Genomic DNA, 21,940 nt, shown 5'->3' with positions numbered 1-21,940 from the left:
ATACCGCGGTGCATGATAATTTCCGTAAATGAAAGGACAATCGCAGGGTAGGTAAAAAACGCCGCCATGTTATAACTTCATGCTATCATTCCAACGTGAAGAACCGAATCTTTTTTAATGTTGTGTTAACCGGAGGAATTGTTTGTATTACCACAGATCGTTAACCATTTCTGAAACAATCTATATTACCAAAATCAACAATCATGCGTACAAAGATTTATCTGGTCGTAGCACTATCTATGACACTTTTTGCCTGCTCTAAATCTGGTAAGGAAGAAAAGGAAATCCCTGACCAGGAAACAGCTTTAACCCAGGCGCAGGGCCTTAAAGGCCAGAATCATTTGTTGCCCGGTGTAGACCGTTACCGGCTGGTCGTGAAGTTCAAACCGGAAGAAGTCCTGGATATTAAGTCCGGCCAACCGTTGTTTGCCAATGCCCGTAGTTCGTCTGTGGCCGGTAATTTGCGTGTAGCCGGAAAGGGGATACATGACTTCACTTATCAGCAGGTGTTCCCTTTTTCGTCCAATGAACGGCAGGCCATGCAGCAAGGCAGGGTAGCACCGGTTGCTAAAAACGAATTCGACCGCCAGCGTTTTCGCGGCATGGCATATGTAAAAGAAGCGCCCGATTTGCCTGGCAGCGAGGTACTGAACCTGGCGCGTGCTTATGAAGCGCTGGACATCGTGGAATACGCGGCACTGGAGCCGCTGATGCCGCCGCCGCCGCCAGCCACGCCGGATTTCACCAGTTACCAGACTTATCGGTACGATGTTGTACCTGGCGTAACGAATGCGCGCGGGGTAAACATTGAATATGCCTGGTCGCTGGGGGTTACAGGCGCCGGTGTTCGCATTGCAGATATTGAATGGGGTTACAATAAGAACCATGAAGATTTTGCGGGTGCGAGAACATTGGAGATACTGCCGCCGCCGGACGATCAGTACAAAGACCATGGTACGGCCGTGGTAGGTATTCTCGTTGCCAAACCTAACACTTTTGGGATGACGGGCATGGTGCATGGCGCCGATTCCACCTATGTTATTTCGGAACGCGTAAATGGCCGTGCAAGCGGCATCGCCACGGGACTGCTGCGCCTGCGGGCTGGTGATGTGTTTTTGTATGAAATGCAAACCGGCGGACAGGGTGGCAACTACGTACCTGCCGATTATAACCAGGCCGTGTGGGATATCACGAAAACGGCTACGCAGGCAGGCATTATCATTGTAGCTGCCGCCGGTAATGGTAACCAGGACCTCGATGCGTCATTTTATACGGCGTATCGCAACCGCGGCGATAATGGCGCCATCATCGTGGGCGCCGGTACAAGGGTGGGCCGTAATAAGGCCAGTTTCTCTACCTACGGCAGTAAGGTACATGTGCAGGGCTGGGGCGACTGGACGGTAGCCAGCACGGGCTATACGAGCCTTTATAACGGCGGCGTCAATGCCGGTTATACGAGCGACTTTTCCGGTACTTCCTCCGCTACGCCGATTGTGGCTTCTGCAGTAGTGGCCATACAAAGCTGGCATAAGGCGCAATATGGCACCGTACTTACACCGGCTGCCATGAGAACGCTATTGATCAATACGGGAACAGCCCAGGGCACCGGCGGGCACATCGGGCCATTGCCAAATGTGGGAACGGCTATTCAAGCTTTGTAAAAAAATGAGCGGGCTGGCGGTAATCGTCAGCCCGCTTGCTTTTAAAAATAAATCGCTATATTTCGGTTCCCTCAACCATCACCTATGAATAGAATTGGGTTCTTGCTCACCGTTTTGCTGCTAGTTTTCATGATTAGTGGTGTTTCCGCACAATCACATGTTACCACTCCCGGTTCATTTTGCAGGTATGCGAAGAATAGCCCTCGCGGTAAAAACATCAACCGGGAGGGCCATACCCAGTGCCCTGCCTGCGATCTGGAAGATGAGAAAGAAGACATTGCCAGGAAAGCGGAGAACAAGCGGCGGGAGGATGTAAAGAACGCTGCCATTGCCGCTGAAAATCTCGCCAAACAGCGGGCATTGGAAGCCGAACTGAAAAGGAAGCGGGACGCCGACAAGGGCGTTACAGAAGTGGCGGTAACGATGTCTGCCAGCAAAGGAAATACCACTGCCGCCGCTGCCGGTAGTACTGCCGGAAACAGGCTGCCGGGTTATTTCTATGATGAAGGAGATTCCGATAATCAGAGTGTGGGCTCGATGACCTTTCCGGTTGACTTCCCCGAGCGGAATAACCGTATTTATAAATTGTACAGCGATATTAATTACTTCGTCCTGAACAATCAGCGGATACTGGATAATGATGAGTTCAGGGTATGTGTAGGCGTGAAGAGCGCGTCTTATTTTCCGCAGGGAAATCCCAATAAATTTCCGCCCGGCGTCGGCATCGTTGTGTTGAATAAAACAGCTGACGATCACGTGATTTCCGACCTGGTGGATGCTAACGGGAAAAGATTGCTGAATGACGACAATATTTCTACGATCCTGCACTTTTCAGACGACTATTTTATTTTACTGGACGGGGCGGTTTTTATCCCCGGAAGTTATCCGCCAGCCTCCTACCAGTTTAAAAATTGTCGGTTTTATAATTATAAAACGAAGCAGTTTTACCAGGTGCCTTTGCAGACACGCGGCGGAAGAAAATATGTCGAGATTGGCTGGACGGTAGGTGGTACTTATTTAGATAAGAAAAAGCTGAGAGATAAATCTACCTACAGGGCGTTCGTTGAAATACTGAACGATCGCGAAAATACGACGATTTATTATATCACCAACGAGGGTAAACTGGAATCTGATGACATTCACAGATAATCAAATGAAACATCTTTCTCTTCTAATTATACTGTTGGCAATTGTTTGCCCGCTACAGTCGCAAAATTTAAGCTACGAATCGCTGGATGCCTATTCCAAAGCCATCAGCAGTTTCCAGATGGGCGCAGATAAGCTGTCTTACACGGAGCGGGGTACGCAATATGAGTTTGGCTTTACTGAAAGCAGTTTCCGGATAACTTTTTATAACCAGCTGGCTACGGAGGCATATTATAAGAGCTTTGAGGGAAGGGATGTACTTACACTCACCGAGGGAATCGATCTTTCTAAAGTAAGAGGCATTACATGGGAAGAATTCAGCGAAGGGGTAATATTGGTCAGGCTGCACTTCGTCAAAGGTTTTAAGGTTAATACCCGGTTAATAGAAAATGGGAGAGAGAAGAGTGTAGTAGTTCGGGAGAGTGTTGATTTATTCTGCAAGGATGGCCAGCTAGGCCATTTTTCCAATAAGTTGTACGAGATATGCCCGGATATGCAAAAAGCAAAAGGATTGATTTCCGCAGCGGAAATTGCCGCACAGCGAAGCGACATGAGGCTGACCCCGGCGGCGTTCATTCAAAAATATCCTGCTTCTATTTATAGTATGGCGGCAGCGCAGCATATCAAAAGAAATGAACAGGAGAAGATGGCGGCGGCCAACCGGATAAGCGCGTTTATAGACAGCGTTGCTAATGCGTACCATTTCCGGATGGGCATGTCCGAGGCCAGCTTCGCAAAGCAAAATCCCGAACTGACCGCATGGTTTTTTAAGAAGAAATATAGAAGTGTTGCCTACAATGGTACCGAGATCAGTTATTCGCTCAGCAAAAAGCAGGAGAAGGATATTACTTCGCCTGTAGGACTAATCACCTTCAAAAACGACAAGCTGACTTTTGTTTATCTATATTACCGCGACTTTAGTGATCCGTCTGATCGCACAGCTGCCTATCAGCAACTGGTGAAACTGGTGAAAGCGCGTGTGCCGGCGTCGGCGCTCCTTGTGGAAGCAAATGCAGTCACGGTCCGCCATCCCGCGGACGGCAGTTCGTTGACGCTAAATTGCCCCCAGGAAATGCACGGAAAGCTGTATCCTATTGTTATGCATTTATATAAATCGGACCGGTAACTTATGGCTTTACCAATAGGGCACTTAAAACCGGTCACACTATTACAATATTACTGAACCTTCACTGAACCCTCAGCCAACCATCACGGAACCATCCGGCTGCTCTATATCACTTAACACTTTGACACAAAGTGACGCTTTTTTAACCAAAAGTGATATGGCAAACCGCATTTTTGATCCCCATTTTTGCAACAAATTGACTCTTTTTTGCGACAAAATGATATGGCTAAACGCAGTTTTGGACCACATCTTTGTATAAACTTTTCATATGATCCAGCAAGGTTTTAACGCCATCTCCAGTGGCGCCCGCGGGCAGTTCGGCAAGCAGGTGGTCGTGTACTATCGTTATGGTAAGCAGATTATCGCCAAGGCACCACGTAAGCGGCCCGGGAGGGGTACGCACGGTCAGGAGCGCACCAAAGCGTGTTTCCGGGAAGGGGCGCACTGGTCGGCGAAGGTGCGTAAAAGCGCACAACTGCACGCGGTATACAAGCAGGGTTTGTACGGCGGCCTGAATGTACATAACCTGGCGATCGCCGATTTCCTGCAGGCGCCTGTCATTCACGGGGTGGAGATAGGAGACAGCGGCATCGTGGTAACGGCTACGGACAACTTTAAAGTGGCCAGTGTTACCGTGCGGGTTTATAACCGCAACGGGCAGCTTGTTGAAAGTGGCAAAGCCGCGCCGGAGGACCGTGATGCCTGGCGGTATGTGCCCGGTAAGCAGCACCTGGATGGCTGCCGGATCGTGGTATCTGCTAAAGACCTGCCGGGGAATGAAGCGGTGAAGGAGATGGTCATCGCGGGGGAAAGTGTAGTGTATCCTCCGGCGGTTGATGTGGCTGCTGATGGGGATGTGGTGGTCGCAGCCACCACGGTACGGCTGAGATTATGATACGCATTGCCCGGTAAAAAGGGGCAGCTGGTTATTTGACATATTGGTAAAGATCGATAGTGGGGAGCCACCCGTATGTCCCGGTGGCTCCCTTTTACTTCATAACGCAGGAATTCCGTGCCGCTGAATGGCGGTGCCGCCCCGCTTGCGTGTCTACCATTGGTAACAATCCGCTGATATTCGCGGATGAATCACTATTTTGTTACCTGTACCGGATGAAAGCAGGGAAATATATAAACGTCTTTACATGAGAACATCGAAGTATCTGGCCACGTTCATGCTCCTCGCAGCAGTCCACGTCGTGCGTGCCCGGGATGCGGTTAAACCGGATGAGAACCGCTTTACAAAAGTAGTGCTGCAACAAAAACTCGAAGAGCCCATGCAGTTCCAGTGCTGGACGACGGCCGCGTGTTGTACGCCGAAAGAAAAGGAAAATTGAAACTGTACCATCCCGCCACGGGGAAAATGCAGGTGATCGCGGAATTTAACGTGAGCCGCGAATATGTCAGTAAAAGGGCGAGCGCTCCGAAGGAGAAGACGGCATGCAGGGCGTGATCCTGGATCCAAATTATGCCACCAATCACTGGATGTATGTGTATTATTCGCCGAAAGCCGTGTCGGTAAACCGCCTGTCCCGCTTCACCTGGCTGGGCGGCAAATTGAACATGGCTACAGAAAAAATCATACTGGAAGTGCCCGTGCAGCGCGAAGAGTGCTGCCATGTAGGCGGTGGTATGGTATTCGATAAGGCCGCTAATTTATATCTCAGTACAGGCGACAATACTTTCTCCCGTTCCTCCGACGGCTTTACGCCGATCGATGAACGGCCTGGTGAAAGTCCGCGCGATGCGCAGAAGTCGTCCAGTAACACGAACGATCTTCGGGGTAAGATCCTCCGCATCCACCCCGAAGCCAATGGCAGTTATACCATTCCCGCGGGTAACCTGTTCCCGGAAGGCACTGCGAAAACACGTCCCGAGATTTATACCATGGGTAACCGTAATCCCGGCGATTAACGATCGACAGTAAAACCGGCTGGCTGTTCTGGGGCGAGGTGGGGCCCGATGGCTCTAACTCCTCGGACTTACGCGGGCCACGCTCGTACGATGAGTTTAACATGGCCAAACGCGCTGGCAACTATGGCTGGCCCTATTTCAACGGCAGGGATGCTTACCGCTATTATAACTTCGCCACAAAAGAATCGGGCGCCTGGTGGGATTCGGTAAAACCCGTGAACCACTCGCCTAATAATACAGGACTTATTGAACTGCCGCCTACGGAGCACCCGCTTATCTGGTACCCTTACGCGGCCAGCGAAGAGTTCCCGGAAATGGGCAGTGGTGGCCGTAGTGCGGTAGGTGGCCCTATTTTTCACCGCAGCGATTTTAAGAAGGATGCGAAAAGTCTGTTCCCCGCTTACTACGAAGGCAAGTGGCTCATTACGGATTGGGTAAGGGGTTGGATGCTTTCTGTTACGCTCGATGATAACGGCAAACTGGTATCGATGGAGCGCTTCCTGCCCGACATGGTGCTGCGCGGCCCTATCGATATGAAGTTTGGCCCTGACGGTGCATTGTACATCCTCGAATATGGTAACGGTTACTTCAAAGACAATCCTGAAGCAGAACTCATCAAAATAGAATACAATGGCGGCAACCGCAAACCGGTAGTGCAGGTGGCGGCCGATAAAACGGCCGGACCATTGCCCCTGAAAACAAAGCTGTCTGCCGCCGGCACTACGGATGCTGATGGTGATAGTTTGCGCTACGATTGGAAAATTACGCGCAATGGAGCGCTGGTAAAAACGTTTAAGGAGGCCAATCCGGAGCTGTCGCTCACCACGCCCGGCGTATATAAAGCCAGCCTGACCGTGACCGACGCAGCAGGTGCTAAAAACAGCAAGTCGGTAGAAATAGCAGCGGGTAACGCCGTGCCCGAAGTGAAGATGAATTTTACACAGGGCAATACGAGCTTCTTTTTCCCGGCAATACGGTGAAGTATGCGGTAAGTGTATCGGATAAAGAAGATGGAAGCCTTGCCAACAAGCGCATCCTGCCCGCCATGGTATCGGTATCTATCAATTATCTTTCTGAAGGATATGATATGACCGTGATCGCGCAAAACCAGCAGCGGTTCGATGCCTCGGCCGAACATGCTGCTGCTAAGGCATTGCTGAAGAAGACCGACTGTAATGCCTGTCACGCCATGAATGCGGTATCGCTCGGACCCTCTTTCATGAAGATTGCAGAGAAGTATAAGAACGATAAATCGGCAGGTGCACGCCTCACTAAAAAGGTGATCAACGGCGGATCAGGCGTTTGGGGCGATGCGATGATGCCCGCACATACAACGATGAGCACCACGCAGGTGGATGCACTTGTGAAATACATCCTGAGTGTGAATGAGAAAAAGCCTGCGCAAAAGAACCTGCCGGTAACAGGTACTTATACCACTACGGAAAAGCCCGGACAAACGAACAAAGGTTCCTATATTTTCCGTGCCGCGTACAAGGATAAAGGCGCGAACGCGGTGCCTGCACAATGGGCGGAAAGCATCCTGGTATTGCGTCATCCCAATCGCCCGATCGCGGAAGCCGACAGCACTAACGGGCTCGAGTTTAATCGTAACAAATCTGCGGCGGCCATTAAAGCGGCGAAAGCATGGGCGATGTTTAAACAAACGGACCTGACCGACATTAAAAGTATTACCGTGAGCGGTAGTGGCGGGGCTGGTCCAGATGCAGTTGAGTTAAGGTTAGGCGCCCCGGACGGACAGGTGATAGGGCAGGCGAAAACCGCCGCTGGCGAAGAAACGGTAACGGTGAACCTGCAACCGGTCAGTGGTCCGCAGGATGTGTACGTGGTGTTTGCATCAGCACGAGGGCGGGTGGCCTCTATCACTGTAAATAATAAGTAATTAAAATTGCCGGCGCACCAGTTACGCCGGCAATTTTTTTTTCGGGTTGATGGCGGTAACGCTTCATTTGCGTGTCATCATTCGGGCCGTGCCATAAAGGTGCAGTCGTACACGTCATGAAGGAACTGATCATCGCCCTGCTGGTGGCCACATTACCCGCATCTGCACAGCAAAAGGACCTCGTAGCCTATGCCAACACTTTACAGGGTACCAACTCCGAATACGCCCTCAGTTATGGGAATACTTATCCCACTACTTCACTGCCTTTTGGTATGCATGCCTGGTCACCGCAAACCGGTAAAAACGGCGACGGATGGAAATACCAGTATAAGGCGACCACGATCCGCGGATTTCAGCAGGTGCACCAGTGCAGCCCCTGGGTGGGCGATTACGCCGTGTTCAGTCTCATGCCGGTGGCAGGCGAGTTAAAAACGCAGGAAGACGAACGCGCGGCCAGCTTTAGTCATAGCCGTGAAATTGCCCGGCCGGATTATTACAAGGTCACGTTCGATAACCACATGACTACTGAAATGACGCCCACCGAAAGAGGCGCGCACCTGCGGTTTACGTTTCCTGCAAGACTGCCCGCGCATATTGTGCTCGATGGTTATAATGCGCTAAGCGGTGTGCAGATTTATCCCGCGGAGCGGAAGATCACCGGTTATGTAACCAATGGCCGTTTTATTCCCGCCAACTTCAGGAATTATTTTGTGATCGTGTTCGATCAGCCTTTTGAGTCGCTCGGTACCTGGGAAAATGTGCACAACCGCCGCCTCAATGGCAACGATACCATGCAGGCACCTGGCGCGGGCGCTTTTGTGTCGTTCCGTCCCGGTGCGAAGGTAGAGGCGCGGGTGGCTTCTTCCTACATCAGTGCGGAACAGGCCGAACATACGCTGCAACGGGAGCTGGGCGGCTACAAAAGTTTTGCGCAAACGCGCGCGGCAGCCAATAAAGTGTGGAATACCTTATTCAACCGCGTGCGCGTGGAAGGTGGTTCGCAGCAGGACCTCGAAACGTTTTATTCCTGCCTGTTCCGCGCCAATCTTTTCTCCCACCAGTTTTTCGAATATAATACAGAGGGGAAGCCGTACTACTTCAGTCCGTACGACGGCAAGGTACATAGCGGTTACATGTACACGGATAATGGCTTCTGGGATACTTTCCGGGCGCAGTTTCCGCTGAATACTATCTTACATCCCACGATGACGGGCCGCTACATGCAGGCCCTCCCGGATGCGCAGCAGCAATGCGGTTGGTTGCCTGCCTGGTCGTTCCCCGGAGAAACCGGGGGCATGCTCGGTAATCATGCTATATCGCTGCTTACCGATGCCTGGGTAAAAGGCATCCGAAGTTTCGATCCCGGAAAGGCGCTGGCAGCTTACTTTCACGAGGCGATGAACAAAGGCCCCTGGGGTGGTGCTAACGGCAGGGCAGGATGGAAAGAATACTACCAGCTCGGCTACGTAAGTTTCCCCGAATCGCACGGCAGTACCTCGCAAACGCTGGAATATGCGTACGATGATTTTTGCGGTTACCAGCTGGCGAAGCTCACCGGGCATACTTTTTACGAACAAACATTTGCCCGCAGCATGCGGAACTACCTCAATCAATACGATAGTGTTACCGGCTTTATGCGCGGCCGCGGCATTGATGGTAAATGGCTGGAACCTTTCGACCCGTTTGAATGGGGCGGGCCTTATACAGAAGGTAATGCCCGGCACTGGCAATGGTCAGTGTTTCATGATGTAAAAGGATTGATTCGCCTCATGGGCGGGGAGCAGCGTTTTACGGAGAAACTGGATTCGCTTTTCACCACGCCGCCTACGGTGAACGTGGGGTATTATAAGCAGATGATCCATGAGATGACAGAAATGGTGAAGGCCGGGATGGGCCAGTATGCACACGGCAACCAGCCGGTACAACATGCGGCATACCTGTACAACTATGCAGGGCAGCCCTGGAAAACGCAGCAGCGGGTGCGGGAGGTGATGGCCAAGTTGTACAACGCCGGTGAACATGGATTTCCGGGCGATGAAGACCAGGGGCAGATGTCTTCCTGGTACGTGATCAGCGCGTTGGGCTTTTATAGTGTATGTCCCGGTACCGACGAATACGTGATCGGCAGCCCGTTGTTTCAGAAAGCCACGCTGCAGTTAGAAAATGGTAACAGCTTCGTGGTAGAGGCACGTAACAACAGCCCGGAAAATGTATACATCCAGGCGGCCACGCTTAACGGTAAAACGTATACGCATCATTTTATCAAACACAGCGATATCACGGCAGGTGGAAAGCTGGTGCTGGAAATGGGCAATAAACCAGCTACCGGTCGCGGACTGGCAGTTGCGGACCAGCCGTTTTCGCTCAGCCGTCCATAATTACCGGTTGCCGCCCGACACACGCACGTAAACAACCCGACGATAAAATTGCACCAGTTTTTAGGAAATTTTGCACAAACGATTAATTTTAGCGGAAGTTTTGAGGTTTTCGCGATGCAAAAAGCATTATCCACGTATGTAGACGAAGAGTTGTTCCTGCTGGTAAAACAGGGGCATAAGGCAGCGTTTGAAGAAATTTACAAGCGGTACTGGCAGGAGTTGCTGGATGCCGCCTATAAACGCGTGAAAGCGCAGGAGGCGGCGATGGAGCTGGTGCAGGGGCTGCTGGTACACCTGTATATGAAGCGCGAAACAATTACCCTTACGACCAGTCTGCGTGCTTACCTGCACACCGCGCTGAAGAACCGGGTGCTGAATACCATCCGCTCGCAGCTTGTACGCGATACTTACCAGCAACATCTTTCCCGGGAGGCCAACGCTTTTCAACCCGATGCGGCCAGTACCCTGCAACTGAAAGAACTGCAACGGCAAATTGAAGCGTCGTGCGCCAGCATGCCCGAAAAATGCCGCGAGGTATTTTTTCTCAGCCGGAAAGAACACCTGTCGTACCAGCACATTGCCGAACGCATGGGGATTTCTGTAAACACGGTGGAAAAGCATATGGTGAAAGCGTTAAAGATCCTCCGGTCACACCTGAAGGAGTATCATTTGATGATTTTGTGGGGACTGATCTCGATCAGCAGGTGGTTTCATCACCGCGACTTTTTTAAACGGCAGTGGCGGTGTAATCCTTTTCAGGTGTCAATATGTTAGAGCGAATCAAACAATGAATAATACCCGGTTAAAAGAATTATTGAGCAAATACTCGAGGGCACAGCCTCCGAGGCGGAAACGCGCGAGGTAGACGAATGGTACGCATCGTTCGAGGGCCAGCCCGCGCTTACCAGCGGGTTAAGCGCGGAGGAGCGTGCAGTACTGGAACAGTTAATGTTCCTGCGCATCAGCCGGGATATTGAGGCACAACCGTCTTTAAGGGTAAGCAAACGGCCCGCACGTTACTGGTGGGCCGCGGCAGCCGCCGTGGTATTGCTCGCAGGCGCCGCCTTGCTGGCTACAAGGCAGCAGGCGCCGGTGATGCAGCAAAGTGAAACACTGGCCAGCGTGGCAGCCGGCAAAGGCAGTATAAAGAAAGTGATGTTGCCGGATAGTTCCACCGTATGGCTCAACTTCAATAGTAAGTTAACTTACGCCGCGGATGGCCGCGAGGTGTGGTTGCAGGGCGAAGGTGCTTTTGATGTAACTACCGCCGGCGCCGGGGGCATTCGTAGTACATGCGGGTGCGCTCGACGTGAAGGTACTGGGCACCAGTTTTAACATCGATGCCTACACGCCCGCGGAAAAGGTAACGGTGACGGTTGCAGGCGGAAAGGTGGCAGTAGGCAACAGCCAGCTGACACAACAGGCGCTCGTGGCCGGACAGCAGGCCATATTTGTGCCGGCAGAAAACATGGTCACGACATTAATGACCGAAGCCGGCGATGTAATGGCCTGGCGGCAGGGACAACTGGTATTTAAGCGCATGCTGTTCCGCGATATCGCTAAAAAGCTGGAGCGCCGGTATGATGCACAAATACGCTTCCAGGACAATGAGGTAGCGAATGCGCTGCTCACCGCCAGTTTCGATGAAAAACAACGCTGGCAGGTGCGATAGACATGCTGTGCGATATATATGGTTTTAAATATCAACGGGGACCGGGCAAAAATGAATACCTGGTATGGAAGGCCCGCAAAAAGTAAATGATACGGCCGGATGGCGTGAAATTGCAGGATATGAATGGACAACTCGCAGAGTGGCTGCAGGTGAGGGCCGGGTGGATGATCTGCCTGGTACTGGCTTGCTGTTGCCTGTACCTGCCGGCCAGCGCCCAGCAACCATCCACCGCTGTACTCCGTGCGTCCATGGTCGACATCCGGGTAGCGAATGAAACTTTCGATAAAGTGTTTGAACAGGTGGAAGCCGCCACGCCCTTCCGGTTTGTGTATAATCCGAATGAAGTGAGCAGCGGCGGTCGCATCACGATAAAAAAGAAACTATCAGTAGAAGCGGTGTTAGCGTTATTGCCCGCCAGCCTGCAATATGAATTGCGGGGCCGCAATATTCTCATCACCCGGAAAGAAGATATGGGTACCGGCAAACAATTGCTGGCCGGCCGTGTGACGGATTTGCAGAATAAGCCATTACCCGGCGTAACGGTGGGAATGAAAGCGGCGCAGCTTGCCGTGGTAACGGATGAAGCAGGCCGGTTCAGCCTCGAAGGCGGTGCCGGCGATACGTTGCGGTTTTCGCTGATCGGTTATTATGAACAGGAAACGCCGGTAGGCACTACTGGTTTGTTATATGTGCGGATGCAGCCCAAACAGGCTGCCCTCCGTGAAGTGGTGGTCATCGGTTATGGCACTTCCAGCAAGGAAAACCTGACCACCGCTATCGGTAACGTAAAAGGAGAAGACCTGAAAAACAGGCCGTCGAATATGAATGTGATGCAGGGACTTGCCGGCCGCGTAGCGGGTGTAAGTGTGATGATGAACTCCGGTAAACCCGGGGCAACCCGATCGTGAAGATTCGCGGTACCGGGTCTATCAACGCCTACAACGCCCCGTTGTACGTGATCGACGGCATTGTGGGCGCCGATCCGATGATCATTGACCCGAACATCGTGGCCTCGGTCGATGTGCTGAAAGATGCCGCGGCGTCCGCCATTTACGGCGCACGCGGCGCGAACGGGGTGATCGTTGTCACCACTAAAAAAGGAAAGAAAAACAGCCCGGGACTCACGTTCCGCAATACGCTCAGTGTGGGTACGCTCGCCAGGAAAATAGACCTGATGAGCGCAGAAGAATCGCTTGATATGTTCCGCCGCCAGTATACATACCTGCCCGGCCGTACCGCGCCGCATCTCGATGCGGCGAACAACTTCCCGCGCAAGCAGGAACTGTTTAATGCAGACGGATCGCCTAAGTATCATACGGATTGGCAGGACGAGGCCAGCCGTCCCGCGATATCGCACGAGCATGCCTTGTCGTTTGCCGCCGCAAAAGAGGGGATTACGTCCCTGGTGAACCTGTCTTATAATGAACAGCAGGGAATCCTGCTGAACAGTTATTCACGGCAGGTCAATGGCTTCGTGAACGTGGGCTGGGACGTGAACAACTGGCTGCATGTGCAGGCGATATTGAACAGTGGGGCCTTTAAACAGAATAACGTTGATATCAATACATTCGGCCTCAACGCCGTGCGGCAGGTATACGAATTTTTGCCCTTCCTGCCCGTGCGTTATGCGGATGGTACGTATTCCCGTAAAGAGATTATCCGGGTGCGGAAGAGTCCGAAAACCCGGTGAGGTTGATGAACGAGGTACAGTCGATCGCAGGCCGTACTTACACCATGGGCAACCTGCAGGCAACGATGCGGCTGAGCCCGCGCTTGCAGCTCACCGCTGCTGTCAGCGGACAAACGGGCGCCAGTTACAGCCTGTATTATGCCGGGCGCGACATCCGCGGGTACTCGGATGTGCAACAGGGGTAGCCACCAGGGGCACGGTAATTCCGCTTCGTGGACGTCCGAAGATTATCTCACCTGGAACGGTGACTTCGGCCGGCACAAGTTGACCGCCGTCGCAGGCGCCAGCTGGTATTACTTTGCCAGCCAGCAAACTACGGCAGGCGCAGAAGGGTTCTTTGATGACTTCTTCGCGTATAACAGCCTGCAATCCGGACTGGTGCCGCAACGGCCCGTGTCGGGTTCCGGGCGCAGTACGATGAACGCTTATTATACGCGCTTCCACTATAATTATGACAATCGCTACCTCGCCGGGTTTTCGTTCCGGATGGATGGGGCATCGCGTTTTGGTGCGCGGAACGTGTATGGATATTTTCCAAGTTTTTCCGGTGCATGGCGTATTTCCGGCGAGCCGTTTTTCCCAGACGTGCAACTGATCAACGATCTTAAGTTGCGCGGCAGTTATGGCATCGTGGGTAATGCGGATATCGCGGATTATGTAACGCGCGACCGCCTGAACAGCAGCCAGGTGGTGTTTAACGGTCAGCTCGCGCCATCGGTAACACTGGCCGCTATCGGGAATAAAAACCTGAAATGGGAAAAGGCGCACCAGCTGAATGTGGGCATTGATGCTTCATTACTCGAAGGGCGCATACAGTTCACGGGCGATGTATATAACCGGGTGACCAAAGACCTGCTGTATTATAAGTTGCTACCCGCGACCACCGGTTATGAAGGCGCCTATGATAACATTGGCGCTATCCGCAACAGGGGCGTGGAGTTATCGCTCACCGGCGGGGTAGTCCGCCACCGCGATTTTTCCTGGAACGCGTCCTTGATTTATTCGATGAACCGTTCGCAGGTGCTGTCGCTTAACGGCGATATTATGTACCCATGGGGCGGACGGATTATGGCCGGCAGGCCACTGAATGAGTTTTACGGTTACCTGCGGCTGGGTACCTGGGGCACGCATGAAGCCGCGCAGGCGGCGGTGTATGGCAAACAGCCCGGCGATGTAAAGTATGCCGATCTGAATAAGAACAATGCAAAAGATGCCAACGACCGTACCGTGTTGGGCAACGGCATGCCGAAGTTTGAAGCGGCACTGGCGCAGCGTTTTACTTATAAAGGTTTTTCACTCGGGGTAGATGTGCAGGTGATTTATGGGCATAGTCTTGCCAACCTCACCCGCCTGATCATGGAATCGGCCGCACCGGTGACCAACACTTATCGCCCGGTGAGCAATGCCTGGACGCCCGCGCATCAGCAAACCATGCAGCCGGCGCTGCGACTGCCGGCCGACGGGTTCGACAGTGAGATAGATAGTTATAACGTAGAGAAAGGCACGTTCCTGCGGCTGCGGAATGTGGCATTGGGCTACCGGCTGCCGGAAACGTTCCTGAAGCGCAACCGCTTCCAGCTGGCTACTATTACGCTGAGCGCTGAAAACTTTTTATTGTTGACAAAATACAGGGGATACGACCCGGAGGCCTCGTCGTTCGACGGCGACTTTAACCAGGGCGTGGACCTCTATCAATATCCAAAAGCAAAAACCTTATCGCTGACCTTAAACATCGCCTTTTGATCAACGTGAAAGAGATACGGTATTGGATAAGCCTGTTGCTGCTGCTCACGACCATGTCGTGCAGCAAGTTCCTGGAGGAAGCCCCTGCCGGGGCACTGGACCCGGGTAACTTCTATAAAACGCCGGAACAGGTGCAGGCGGCGGTGAACGGCACTTATGACGGGCTGGCGAGACCGTTTGAAGTGAATATAGGCGTGGCCGTTAGTCCGGTGTACGCGCTGGAGTATATGACCGGCTATAGCAGGCGGCCAAGGCCCTCGGGTGCGGAAGACGACCAGTTCCTGAAACTGCAACACCGGATCCTGCTAATTCACGGTTGCAAAACTGGTGGAATGCCACGTATTACCCGGTGGAGAATTGCAACAGTGTGATCGAAAATGTAGGTGCTACGATGGTGGTGGATGAAGTGACTAAAAAGCGCTACCTCGGTGAAGTACATTTTCTGCGTGCCTGGTATTACTTTCAGGCGGTGCGTTTGTTTGGTGATGTGCCGTTGAAACTGTTGCCGACAAAGGATTTTAATAATGTAAGGATAAAACGCTCGCCCAAAGCAGCCGTGTATGAGCAGATCGTGAAAGACCTGCTGCTGGCGGAGCAGAGCGGATTGCCATGGACTGATATTTCGGGGCGGGTGAATATGGGTGCGGTGAAAGCCCTACTGGCAAAAGTCTATATCACCATGGCAGGTTATCCTTTGCAGAAGGGGACACCCTATTACCAGCTGGCTTACGAAAAGTCGCTGGAAGTAATCGGCAACGGCTCTTTTACACTGTTTGAAGATTATGCAGGGTTACGTAATCCCGCGAATCGTAACAGCGGAGAGCATATCCTGATGTTGCAGCGGCATACAACGGCCGCACCGAGTAATATTCACGGCGCGTATCTGCCGTACCCGGTGTTGCCGGTATCCATTCAGCCCGGCTATGGTGGGGCGATGGCGCCAATGCAGGCATTTTACGACAGTTATGATCGCGCCGATGCGCGTAAACAGGAACGTGCCTTTTTTATACGCGTTACGCCCGGTACGGGCAGCCCAACGATACGATCGTTTTTCCTGCGCCTTACATCTACAAGTTCTGGGATGATGCGGCGGAAGTATCGGGCCGTTCAGGCGCTAACTTCCCGCTGTTGCGGTATGCCGATGTGCTGTTGATTTGTGCGGAAGCCCGGGCGCGGGCCGACGGTGGCAGTACCACAGATGCGGCAGCGGTTGATGCGTACTATCGTGTGCGTAAGCGCGCATTCGCAACAGCAACGCAACCAGTGGCCATTACTGCGGAACAGGTATTGAAAGAGCGTTTCTGGGAACTTTGTTTCGAGTTCCAGACCTGGTACGATATGTTGCGCACCCGGCAGGCATTGGATGTAACTACCGGCACACTGGTCAGTTTGCCGGGTTATAAAGCGCCCAATCACCTCCGTGCATTTGAAGAAGCAGATTTTCAGTTTCCATTGCCATTAGCAGAAGTTCTGAAGAACCCGGACCTGGCATTATAACAACGATATGAGATTTCGATTTGTATGGCTGGCAGTAATACTCATACTGCCGGTAAGGGCATCGTTTGCCCAGCAACATTACTTTGTGGATGGGTACCATGGTGGTATTTACGGTCATTACCCTGCCGGTTACACGCAGTTCATCGTGGATCAGCTGCAGCGTCATCCCGCGTGGAAAATAGGGTTGGAGATTGAGCCCGAGACCTGGGACACGGTGCGCCTGCGCGAACCGGCGGCCTACGAAACGTTTAAACGCCTGTTTGCCGACCAGTCGGCCAGCGGCCGCATCGAATATGTAAACCCGGCATACGGGCAGGCTTATCTTTTAATATATCCGGGGAGAGCATCATCCGGCAGCTGCATTATGGGATGAAGAAATTGCGGACGCATTTCCCGGAGATCGTGTTCGATACTTATGCTTCGGAAGAGCCCTGCTTTACCAGCGCGCTGCCGCAACTGCTGCGCTCCTTCGGGTTCAAATATGCTTCGCTTAAAAATCCTAATACCTGCTGGGGCGGATATACGCGTCCCTTTGGCGGTGAACTCGTGCAATGGCAGGGCCCCGACGGTACCCGTATACTCACCGTGCCGCGTTACGCCTCTGAAGCACTGGAACCACGTTCTACCTGGCAAACAACGGGCTGGAGTAACAATGCGGCTTACATCAATTCCGCATTGGCGGCTGGTATTACCAACCCGGTGGGCATGTGCCTGCAGGATGCCGGCTGGCGTAATGGTCCCTGGTTGCAGGACAAGGCCCGGTACGTTACCTGGCGCGATTACATCGGCCGCATCGCCGATCCCGCGAAAGCTACGGTATGGCCGCTTTCGCAGGAAGATATCCAGGTGAGCCTGGTGTGGGGTGCCCGGTATTGCAGCGCATTGCACAACAGGTACGGCAGGCGGAAAATAATTTAGTAGCTGCTGAGAAATACGCCACCATGCGATACCTGTTAGATGGAACCCCATGGCCGCAACAGGCGTTGGAGGTGGCCTGGAGCAACCTGTTGCTCGCCCAGCATCACGACAGCTGGATCGTGCCGTACAACCGCGTGCGGAAGCGCGCTACCTGGGCAGACCAGGTGCGGGCGTGGACGGGCGTTGCGAATGAGGTGTCGGACAGTTTGTTCGATGATACACGCTCCGCGCAGCCTTATTTGCGGGTGGTGAATACTACCGCGGCGCCTCGTAGAGAATGGGTGCGTGTGCCGTTCCCGGTCAGCCCGCAGTTGCGTATCACGGATGCTGATGGCACCCCTGCACTGCTTTCGCGGCAGGGCGATAGTACCCTCTGGTGGCTTGCGCAAACACCCGCCATGGGCTTCAGTACTTACCGGCTCCAAGTGGGTAATGCCCCTGCATCGGCGGATCATCAGCACCGGGTATTGGTGAATGGCCGCCACCAGTTTCGTACAGACTTATACGAACTGGAAATAGATCCTGCACGCGGTGGTGTGATCACCAGCCTGAAGCTGCTGCAACAGGGCGGGCGGCAATTGGTAGACACAGCGGATACACGCGGCTTTAATGAGTTGCGCGGATACGATTACGATGCCGCCGCCTGGCGTTCCAGCATGGATACCGCGGCTGTGGTAACAATTACGTCGCAGGGTAGTAACCGCAGCTGTGTGGAGATTAAAGGAACGTTCGCAGGCCATCCATTTACACAACAAATCACCTTAGCCAACGGTGAACGGCGTATAGATATGCAGGTGCGGATCGACTGGCAGGGGCAACCCTCGCTTGGCGCTTACTCACAGCAAACAGGATATGTAGTGGAAGATCCGCGAAAGGCTTTTTACAACGATAGCTGTAAACTGCAACTGTTGTTCCCGGTGCAGCTCAAGGGACAGCGTATCACGAAAGATGCGCCGTTCGATGTAACGGAAAGCCGCCTGTCGAACACATTTTTCTCCCGCTGGGACAGCATCAGGAATAACATCATCCTGCATTGGATAGATATAACCGATGCCGGTAATAACGCCGGCATGACCATCTTCAGCGACCATACAAGCAGTTACGTGCATGGCGAAAATTATCCGCCGGGGCTTACGCTGCAGTATGCAGGCCGCGCTTTGTGGGGCATGCAATACGGGGTAGATGGGCCTACTGTGATGCAGTACGCCATCCTGCCGCATGCCGGCAACTGGCAGCAGGCAGGTATCAGCAGGGAAGAAGCGCGCTGGAGTGAACCGTTGAAAGTAGTGAGGGCCAGTGCGCCGGCTGCGCATAGTTTCTTCTTATTACAGCGCCAGGGCTGGCAGGTAACCGCCATGATGATGGATGGTACGGATGTACTGATCCGGTTATACAACGCCGCGGGTGGGCATCGTGAGCAAACCTTGCAATGGAATGGCGCGGTGCAGGCCGCTATGATCGAGGAGCTCGACGGGCAACGGCAGCAGGCACTGAAATGTATTCGGCGAAAAGGAATGACAAATATCCGCTTCTCCGCGCCGCCATTTGGCGTACGCACGTTGCGGCTTAAAAACGTACAGGTAAACTCTTAAATACCACGACATGAAAAAATGGATCTATTCCTTGGGACTTTGCGCTGCCGCCCTGCATACGCAGGCGCAGGTAAAGCCTTTCCAGCAAAATGACCGCGTTGTTTTCGTTGGTAACAGTATTACAGAGGCCGGCGCTTATGTGTCTTATGTATATCTCTATTACATGACCCATTTTCCCGGCCGCCGGCTCGTGATCATGAACGGCGGTGTTGGCGGCGACAGGTCCGCGGATATTTACCGCCGTCTTGAATATGATATTCTTGCTAAAAAGCCCAGCGTCATGGTGCTCACTTTTGGCATGAACGATACGGGGTATTTTGAGTTTAACGAAGACAATGCCGCCGAAAAGGCCAGGCAGCGCATCGCCGCTTCCGAAAAGAGTTATAAACAGATAGAATCGCGGCTGCTGCAATTACCCTCCCTGCGGAAAATACTGATGTCGTCGCCGCCATATGATGAAACGGCGAAGATCGGTGGAGCGGTGTTTAAGGGTAAACAGGCGGCGATTGAAGAAGTAGCGAAGTTTCAACAGGCCGCGGCCCAACGGAATGCCGGGAGTTTGTGGACCTGTTCCGGCCCATGACTGCTTTAAATCTCCGGTTGCAACAAAAGGATTCGGCCTTTACATTGATCGGCAGCGATCGTGTGCATCCCGGTAATGCGGGACACCGGTGATGGCGGCGGAATTCCTGAAAGCACAGGGGCTTTCCGGCAAACCGGTAGCTGTAGTAGATATTGATGCGGCGGGCAAAAAACTGCGCAGCCAGGAAAATTGCAGCGTGCAACAATTACAGGTGACCCCGGGCGCTATCCGTTTACAATACCTCGCGCAATCACTGCCCTTCCCGGTAGATACGGTGGCGCGCATCTGGGGCAACCCGCAGCGGCAGGCGGATGCATTGCAATGGATCCCTTTTACCGAAGAGTTTAATCGGGAGGTATTACGCGTGTCGGGTTTGCAGGGCAACTACGCATTAAAGATCGACGGGCGGCAGATAGGGGTGTGGCCGGCGGCTGCATGGCAACAGGGGATCAACCTGGCGTTGCTGGAAACACCGCAGCGGAACCAGGCCATGTCGGTGATGCAGCTCAATTTGCGCAGGGCGGAAGTGGAAGCCCGTTTACGCCGTTACTTCTGGATACAGGGCAACTACTTTGATAAGAAACAAATGCGGCAGCAGGATAATGCAGCGGCGCTCGACAGTGTACGGCAGGCAGCCAAAACAGATGGTATGCTCCGCTATCATGAAGAAAATTATGAAACGGCGATGTACAAGGAATTGCGGGATGTCTGGCAGCAGGAAATCAATACGATTACTGATTTGATTTATAAAGTGAACAAACCGGTTACACACAAACTGGAGATCGTAAAAATATAGCACGTGAAATATCTACCCTTGATAACCATGGCGGCGGTCCTGCAACAAGCACCGGCCACCGCGCAGGAGCCTGCGGCATATGTAAACCCGTTTATCGGCGCCAGCACCAGCGAAGGTGCGGCCGGTATTTACCACGGACTCGGTAAAACATTTCCGGGCGCCGCCACACCGTTCGGCATGGTGCAACTGAGCCCGAATACCGTTACCGGCGGCGATAACGGTTCCGGTTACAGTTACGAACACACCAGCATCGAAGGCTTTGCTTTTACGCAAATGAGTGGTATCGGTTGGTATGGAGACCTGGGCAACTTCCTGGTAATGCCGGCTGCGGGCCTGCAAACCAGTGCCGGGCAGGCAGACCATCCGGAAACCGGCTATCGTTCCGCCTATGATAAGGCATCCGAAAAGGCCAGTGCTGGTTATTACCGGGTAAGGCTGACAGAAAATAATATACTGGCGGAAATGACGGCCGCCCCGCATAGCGGCATCATGCGGTTTACGTTCCCGGCTCACCAGCAATCACGCATACAGGTAGATCTCGCCCGCAGGGTGGGTGGTACGTCCACCTGGCAGGAAGTGAAGGTAATCGACGATCATACAATCGCCGGTTATATGAAATGTACTCCCGATGGTGGCGGCTGGGGCAACGGCGATGGCAAGGCCGATTACATGGTTTTTTTCTACGCGCAGTTCAGCAAACCGTTTACCAGTCATGGTGTATGGAGTGCCGATATTCCCGACGACTGGAAACGGCAGCGCGAAGAGGTGCAGCATGAAAGGTACCAGGCCCGCGTAGCCGCTGCTGCCATAACACCCGGTGTAAAGGAAAAGGCAGGCAAACATCTTGGTTTTTATACGGACTTCGCTACTACGGAGGGCGAAGTGGTGATGTTGAAAGCAGGTATTTCCTTTGTCAGTATCGACGGCGCGAAAGCCAACCTGGAGAAGGAAATTAGTGACTGGTCGTTCGACCGGGTGAAGGCGCAGGCATTTCATTCCTGGAACACGGCATTGGCTAAAGCCACCATTGAAGGCGGTTTAGAAGAAGAAAAGACGGTATTCTATACCGCCTTGTATCATACCATGATTGATCCGCGCCAGTTCTCGGACGTGGACGGCCGTTATATTGGCGGTGATGGAAAGGTGCACCAGGCGGCCGGTTTCAATAAGCGCACGATTTTTAGCGGCTGGGATGTATTTCGCAGCCAGATGCCTTTACAAACGATTATTAACCCGGGTGTGGTGAACGACATGATTAATTCGCTCGTGACGCTGGCCGATGAAAGCGGCCGCCGGTACCGGAACGCTGGGAACTGCTGAATGCCTA

At 53.0% G+C, this 21,940-nt stretch carries 24 protein-coding genes and 1 pseudogene; all 25 read left to right on the top strand.

The genetic code is table 11. From position 1 onward, the window contains the following. Positions 1-203 precede the first annotated feature (203 nt). The 25 genes and pseudogenes from MKQ70_RS13505 to MKQ70_RS13385 all read left to right on the top strand — a co-directional run bounded on the left by MKQ70_RS13505 (position 204) and on the right by MKQ70_RS13385 (position 21,933). Positions 204-1,661, top strand: a complete 1,458-nt coding sequence (locus tag MKQ70_RS13505) for a S8 family peptidase (RefSeq protein ID WP_248071928.1) — start codon at positions 204-206, stop codon at positions 1,659-1,661. 84 nt (positions 1,662-1,745) lie between these two features. Next, complete coding sequence (locus MKQ70_RS13500) at positions 1,746-2,810, top strand: hypothetical protein (RefSeq protein WP_248071926.1); 1,065 nt, start codon at positions 1,746-1,748, stop codon at positions 2,808-2,810. Continuing rightward, positions 2,794-3,933 (top strand): hypothetical protein, encoded by a 1,140-nt coding sequence (locus MKQ70_RS13495; protein WP_248071924.1) that lies wholly within the window; start codon positions 2,794-2,796, stop codon positions 3,931-3,933. Before MKQ70_RS13500 ends, MKQ70_RS13495 begins: the two co-directional genes overlap by 17 nt. Positions 3,934-4,201: 268 nt before the next feature. Beyond that, the gene (locus MKQ70_RS13490; protein WP_248071922.1) at positions 4,202-4,828 is read left to right on the top strand and encodes a hypothetical protein; all 627 of its coding nucleotides are present in this window, start codon (positions 4,202-4,204) and stop codon (positions 4,826-4,828) included. Positions 4,829-5,075: 247 nt separating this feature from the next. Then, complete coding sequence (locus tag MKQ70_RS13485; protein ID WP_248071920.1) at positions 5,076-5,267, top strand: hypothetical protein; 192 nt, start codon at positions 5,076-5,078, stop codon at positions 5,265-5,267. Between the two features lie 100 nt (positions 5,268-5,367). Next, positions 5,368-5,844: pseudogene (locus tag MKQ70_RS13480) on the top strand (PQQ-dependent sugar dehydrogenase); the annotation flags it as partial. A 101-nt stretch (positions 5,845-5,945) separates the two neighbouring features. Then, on the top strand, positions 5,946-6,824 hold the full coding sequence (locus tag MKQ70_RS41210; protein ID WP_308199014.1) for a PQQ-dependent sugar dehydrogenase: 879 nt from the start codon (positions 5,946-5,948) through the stop codon (positions 6,822-6,824). After that, complete coding sequence (locus tag MKQ70_RS13470; RefSeq protein WP_248071918.1) at positions 6,821-7,744, top strand: c-type cytochrome; 924 nt, start codon at positions 6,821-6,823, stop codon at positions 7,742-7,744. The genes MKQ70_RS41210 and MKQ70_RS13470 overlap by 4 nt, the downstream gene beginning before the upstream one ends. Positions 7,745-7,860: 116 nt before the next feature. Further along, positions 7,861-10,122, top strand: a complete 2,262-nt coding sequence (locus MKQ70_RS13465) for a GH92 family glycosyl hydrolase (protein WP_248071910.1) — start codon at positions 7,861-7,863, stop codon at positions 10,120-10,122. 114 nt (positions 10,123-10,236) lie between these two features. Continuing rightward, positions 10,237-10,896 (top strand): RNA polymerase sigma-70 factor, encoded by a 660-nt coding sequence (locus MKQ70_RS13460; protein WP_248071903.1) that lies wholly within the window; start codon positions 10,237-10,239, stop codon positions 10,894-10,896. Between the two features lie 174 nt (positions 10,897-11,070). Next, positions 11,071-11,457 carry a FecR family protein gene (locus MKQ70_RS13455; protein ID WP_248071901.1) on the top strand — a complete coding sequence of 129 codons (387 nt, stop codon included), beginning with the start codon at positions 11,071-11,073 and terminating at the stop codon, positions 11,455-11,457. Next, positions 11,432-11,794 (top strand): FecR family protein, encoded by a 363-nt coding sequence (locus MKQ70_RS13450; protein ID WP_248071899.1) that lies wholly within the window; start codon positions 11,432-11,434, stop codon positions 11,792-11,794. The genes MKQ70_RS13455 and MKQ70_RS13450 overlap by 26 nt, the downstream gene beginning before the upstream one ends. 119 nt (positions 11,795-11,913) lie before the next feature. After that, entirely contained in the window at positions 11,914-12,702 is a 789-nt protein-coding gene (locus MKQ70_RS13445; protein WP_248071892.1) for a carboxypeptidase-like regulatory domain-containing protein, read from the top strand. Next, positions 12,699-13,484, top strand: a complete 786-nt coding sequence (locus MKQ70_RS13440; protein ID WP_248071890.1) for a TonB-dependent receptor plug domain-containing protein — start codon at positions 12,699-12,701, stop codon at positions 13,482-13,484. The genes MKQ70_RS13445 and MKQ70_RS13440 overlap by 4 nt, the downstream gene beginning before the upstream one ends. Before the next feature lie 2 nt (positions 13,485-13,486). Then, positions 13,487-13,669: a hypothetical protein gene (locus MKQ70_RS13435; protein WP_248071888.1), complete on the top strand. Its 183-nt coding sequence runs from the start codon at positions 13,487-13,489 to the stop codon at positions 13,667-13,669. Further along, on the top strand, positions 13,653-15,227 hold the full coding sequence (locus MKQ70_RS13430) for a SusC/RagA family TonB-linked outer membrane protein (protein ID WP_248071886.1): 1,575 nt from the start codon (positions 13,653-13,655) through the stop codon (positions 15,225-15,227). The genes MKQ70_RS13435 and MKQ70_RS13430 overlap by 17 nt, the downstream gene beginning before the upstream one ends. Further along, positions 15,224-15,598: a hypothetical protein gene (locus tag MKQ70_RS13425; RefSeq protein ID WP_248071884.1), complete on the top strand. Its 375-nt coding sequence runs from the start codon at positions 15,224-15,226 to the stop codon at positions 15,596-15,598. The genes MKQ70_RS13430 and MKQ70_RS13425 overlap by 4 nt, the downstream gene beginning before the upstream one ends. Then, the gene (locus MKQ70_RS13420) at positions 15,577-16,380 is read left to right on the top strand and encodes a RagB/SusD family nutrient uptake outer membrane protein (protein WP_248071882.1); all 804 of its coding nucleotides are present in this window, start codon (positions 15,577-15,579) and stop codon (positions 16,378-16,380) included. Before MKQ70_RS13425 ends, MKQ70_RS13420 begins: the two co-directional genes overlap by 22 nt. After that, positions 16,272-16,724: a RagB/SusD family nutrient uptake outer membrane protein gene (locus MKQ70_RS13415; RefSeq protein WP_308199458.1), complete on the top strand. Its 453-nt coding sequence runs from the start codon at positions 16,272-16,274 to the stop codon at positions 16,722-16,724. The genes MKQ70_RS13420 and MKQ70_RS13415 overlap by 109 nt, the downstream gene beginning before the upstream one ends. Positions 16,725-16,731: 7 nt before the next feature. Continuing rightward, the gene (locus MKQ70_RS13410; protein WP_248071875.1) at positions 16,732-17,097 is read left to right on the top strand and encodes a hypothetical protein; all 366 of its coding nucleotides are present in this window, start codon (positions 16,732-16,734) and stop codon (positions 17,095-17,097) included. Next, entirely contained in the window at positions 17,094-17,642 is a 549-nt protein-coding gene (locus MKQ70_RS13405; RefSeq protein ID WP_248071868.1) for a hypothetical protein, read from the top strand. Before MKQ70_RS13410 ends, MKQ70_RS13405 begins: the two co-directional genes overlap by 4 nt. Before the next feature lie 23 nt (positions 17,643-17,665). Further along, the gene (locus tag MKQ70_RS13400) at positions 17,666-19,234 is read left to right on the top strand and encodes a glycoside hydrolase family 38 C-terminal domain-containing protein (protein WP_248071866.1); all 1,569 of its coding nucleotides are present in this window, start codon (positions 17,666-17,668) and stop codon (positions 19,232-19,234) included. 10 nt (positions 19,235-19,244) lie between these two features. Continuing rightward, on the top strand, positions 19,245-19,817 hold the full coding sequence (locus MKQ70_RS13395) for a GDSL-type esterase/lipase family protein (RefSeq protein WP_248071864.1): 573 nt from the start codon (positions 19,245-19,247) through the stop codon (positions 19,815-19,817). Positions 19,818-19,908: 91 nt separating this feature from the next. After that, positions 19,909-20,613, top strand: coding sequence for a hypothetical protein (locus MKQ70_RS13390; protein WP_504909737.1), 705 nt, complete (start codon positions 19,909-19,911; stop codon positions 20,611-20,613). 3 nt (positions 20,614-20,616) lie between these two features. Then, positions 20,617-21,933, top strand: a complete 1,317-nt coding sequence (locus MKQ70_RS13385) for a GH92 family glycosyl hydrolase (RefSeq protein WP_308199013.1) — start codon at positions 20,617-20,619, stop codon at positions 21,931-21,933. Positions 21,934-21,940 lie beyond the last annotated feature (7 nt).

The organism is Chitinophaga sedimenti (genome assembly GCF_023156195.1).
GTDB classification, from domain to species: Bacteria; Bacteroidota; Bacteroidia; order Chitinophagales; family Chitinophagaceae; genus Chitinophaga; species Chitinophaga sedimenti.
This window is presented reverse-complemented; position numbering and strand designations above follow the sequence as displayed.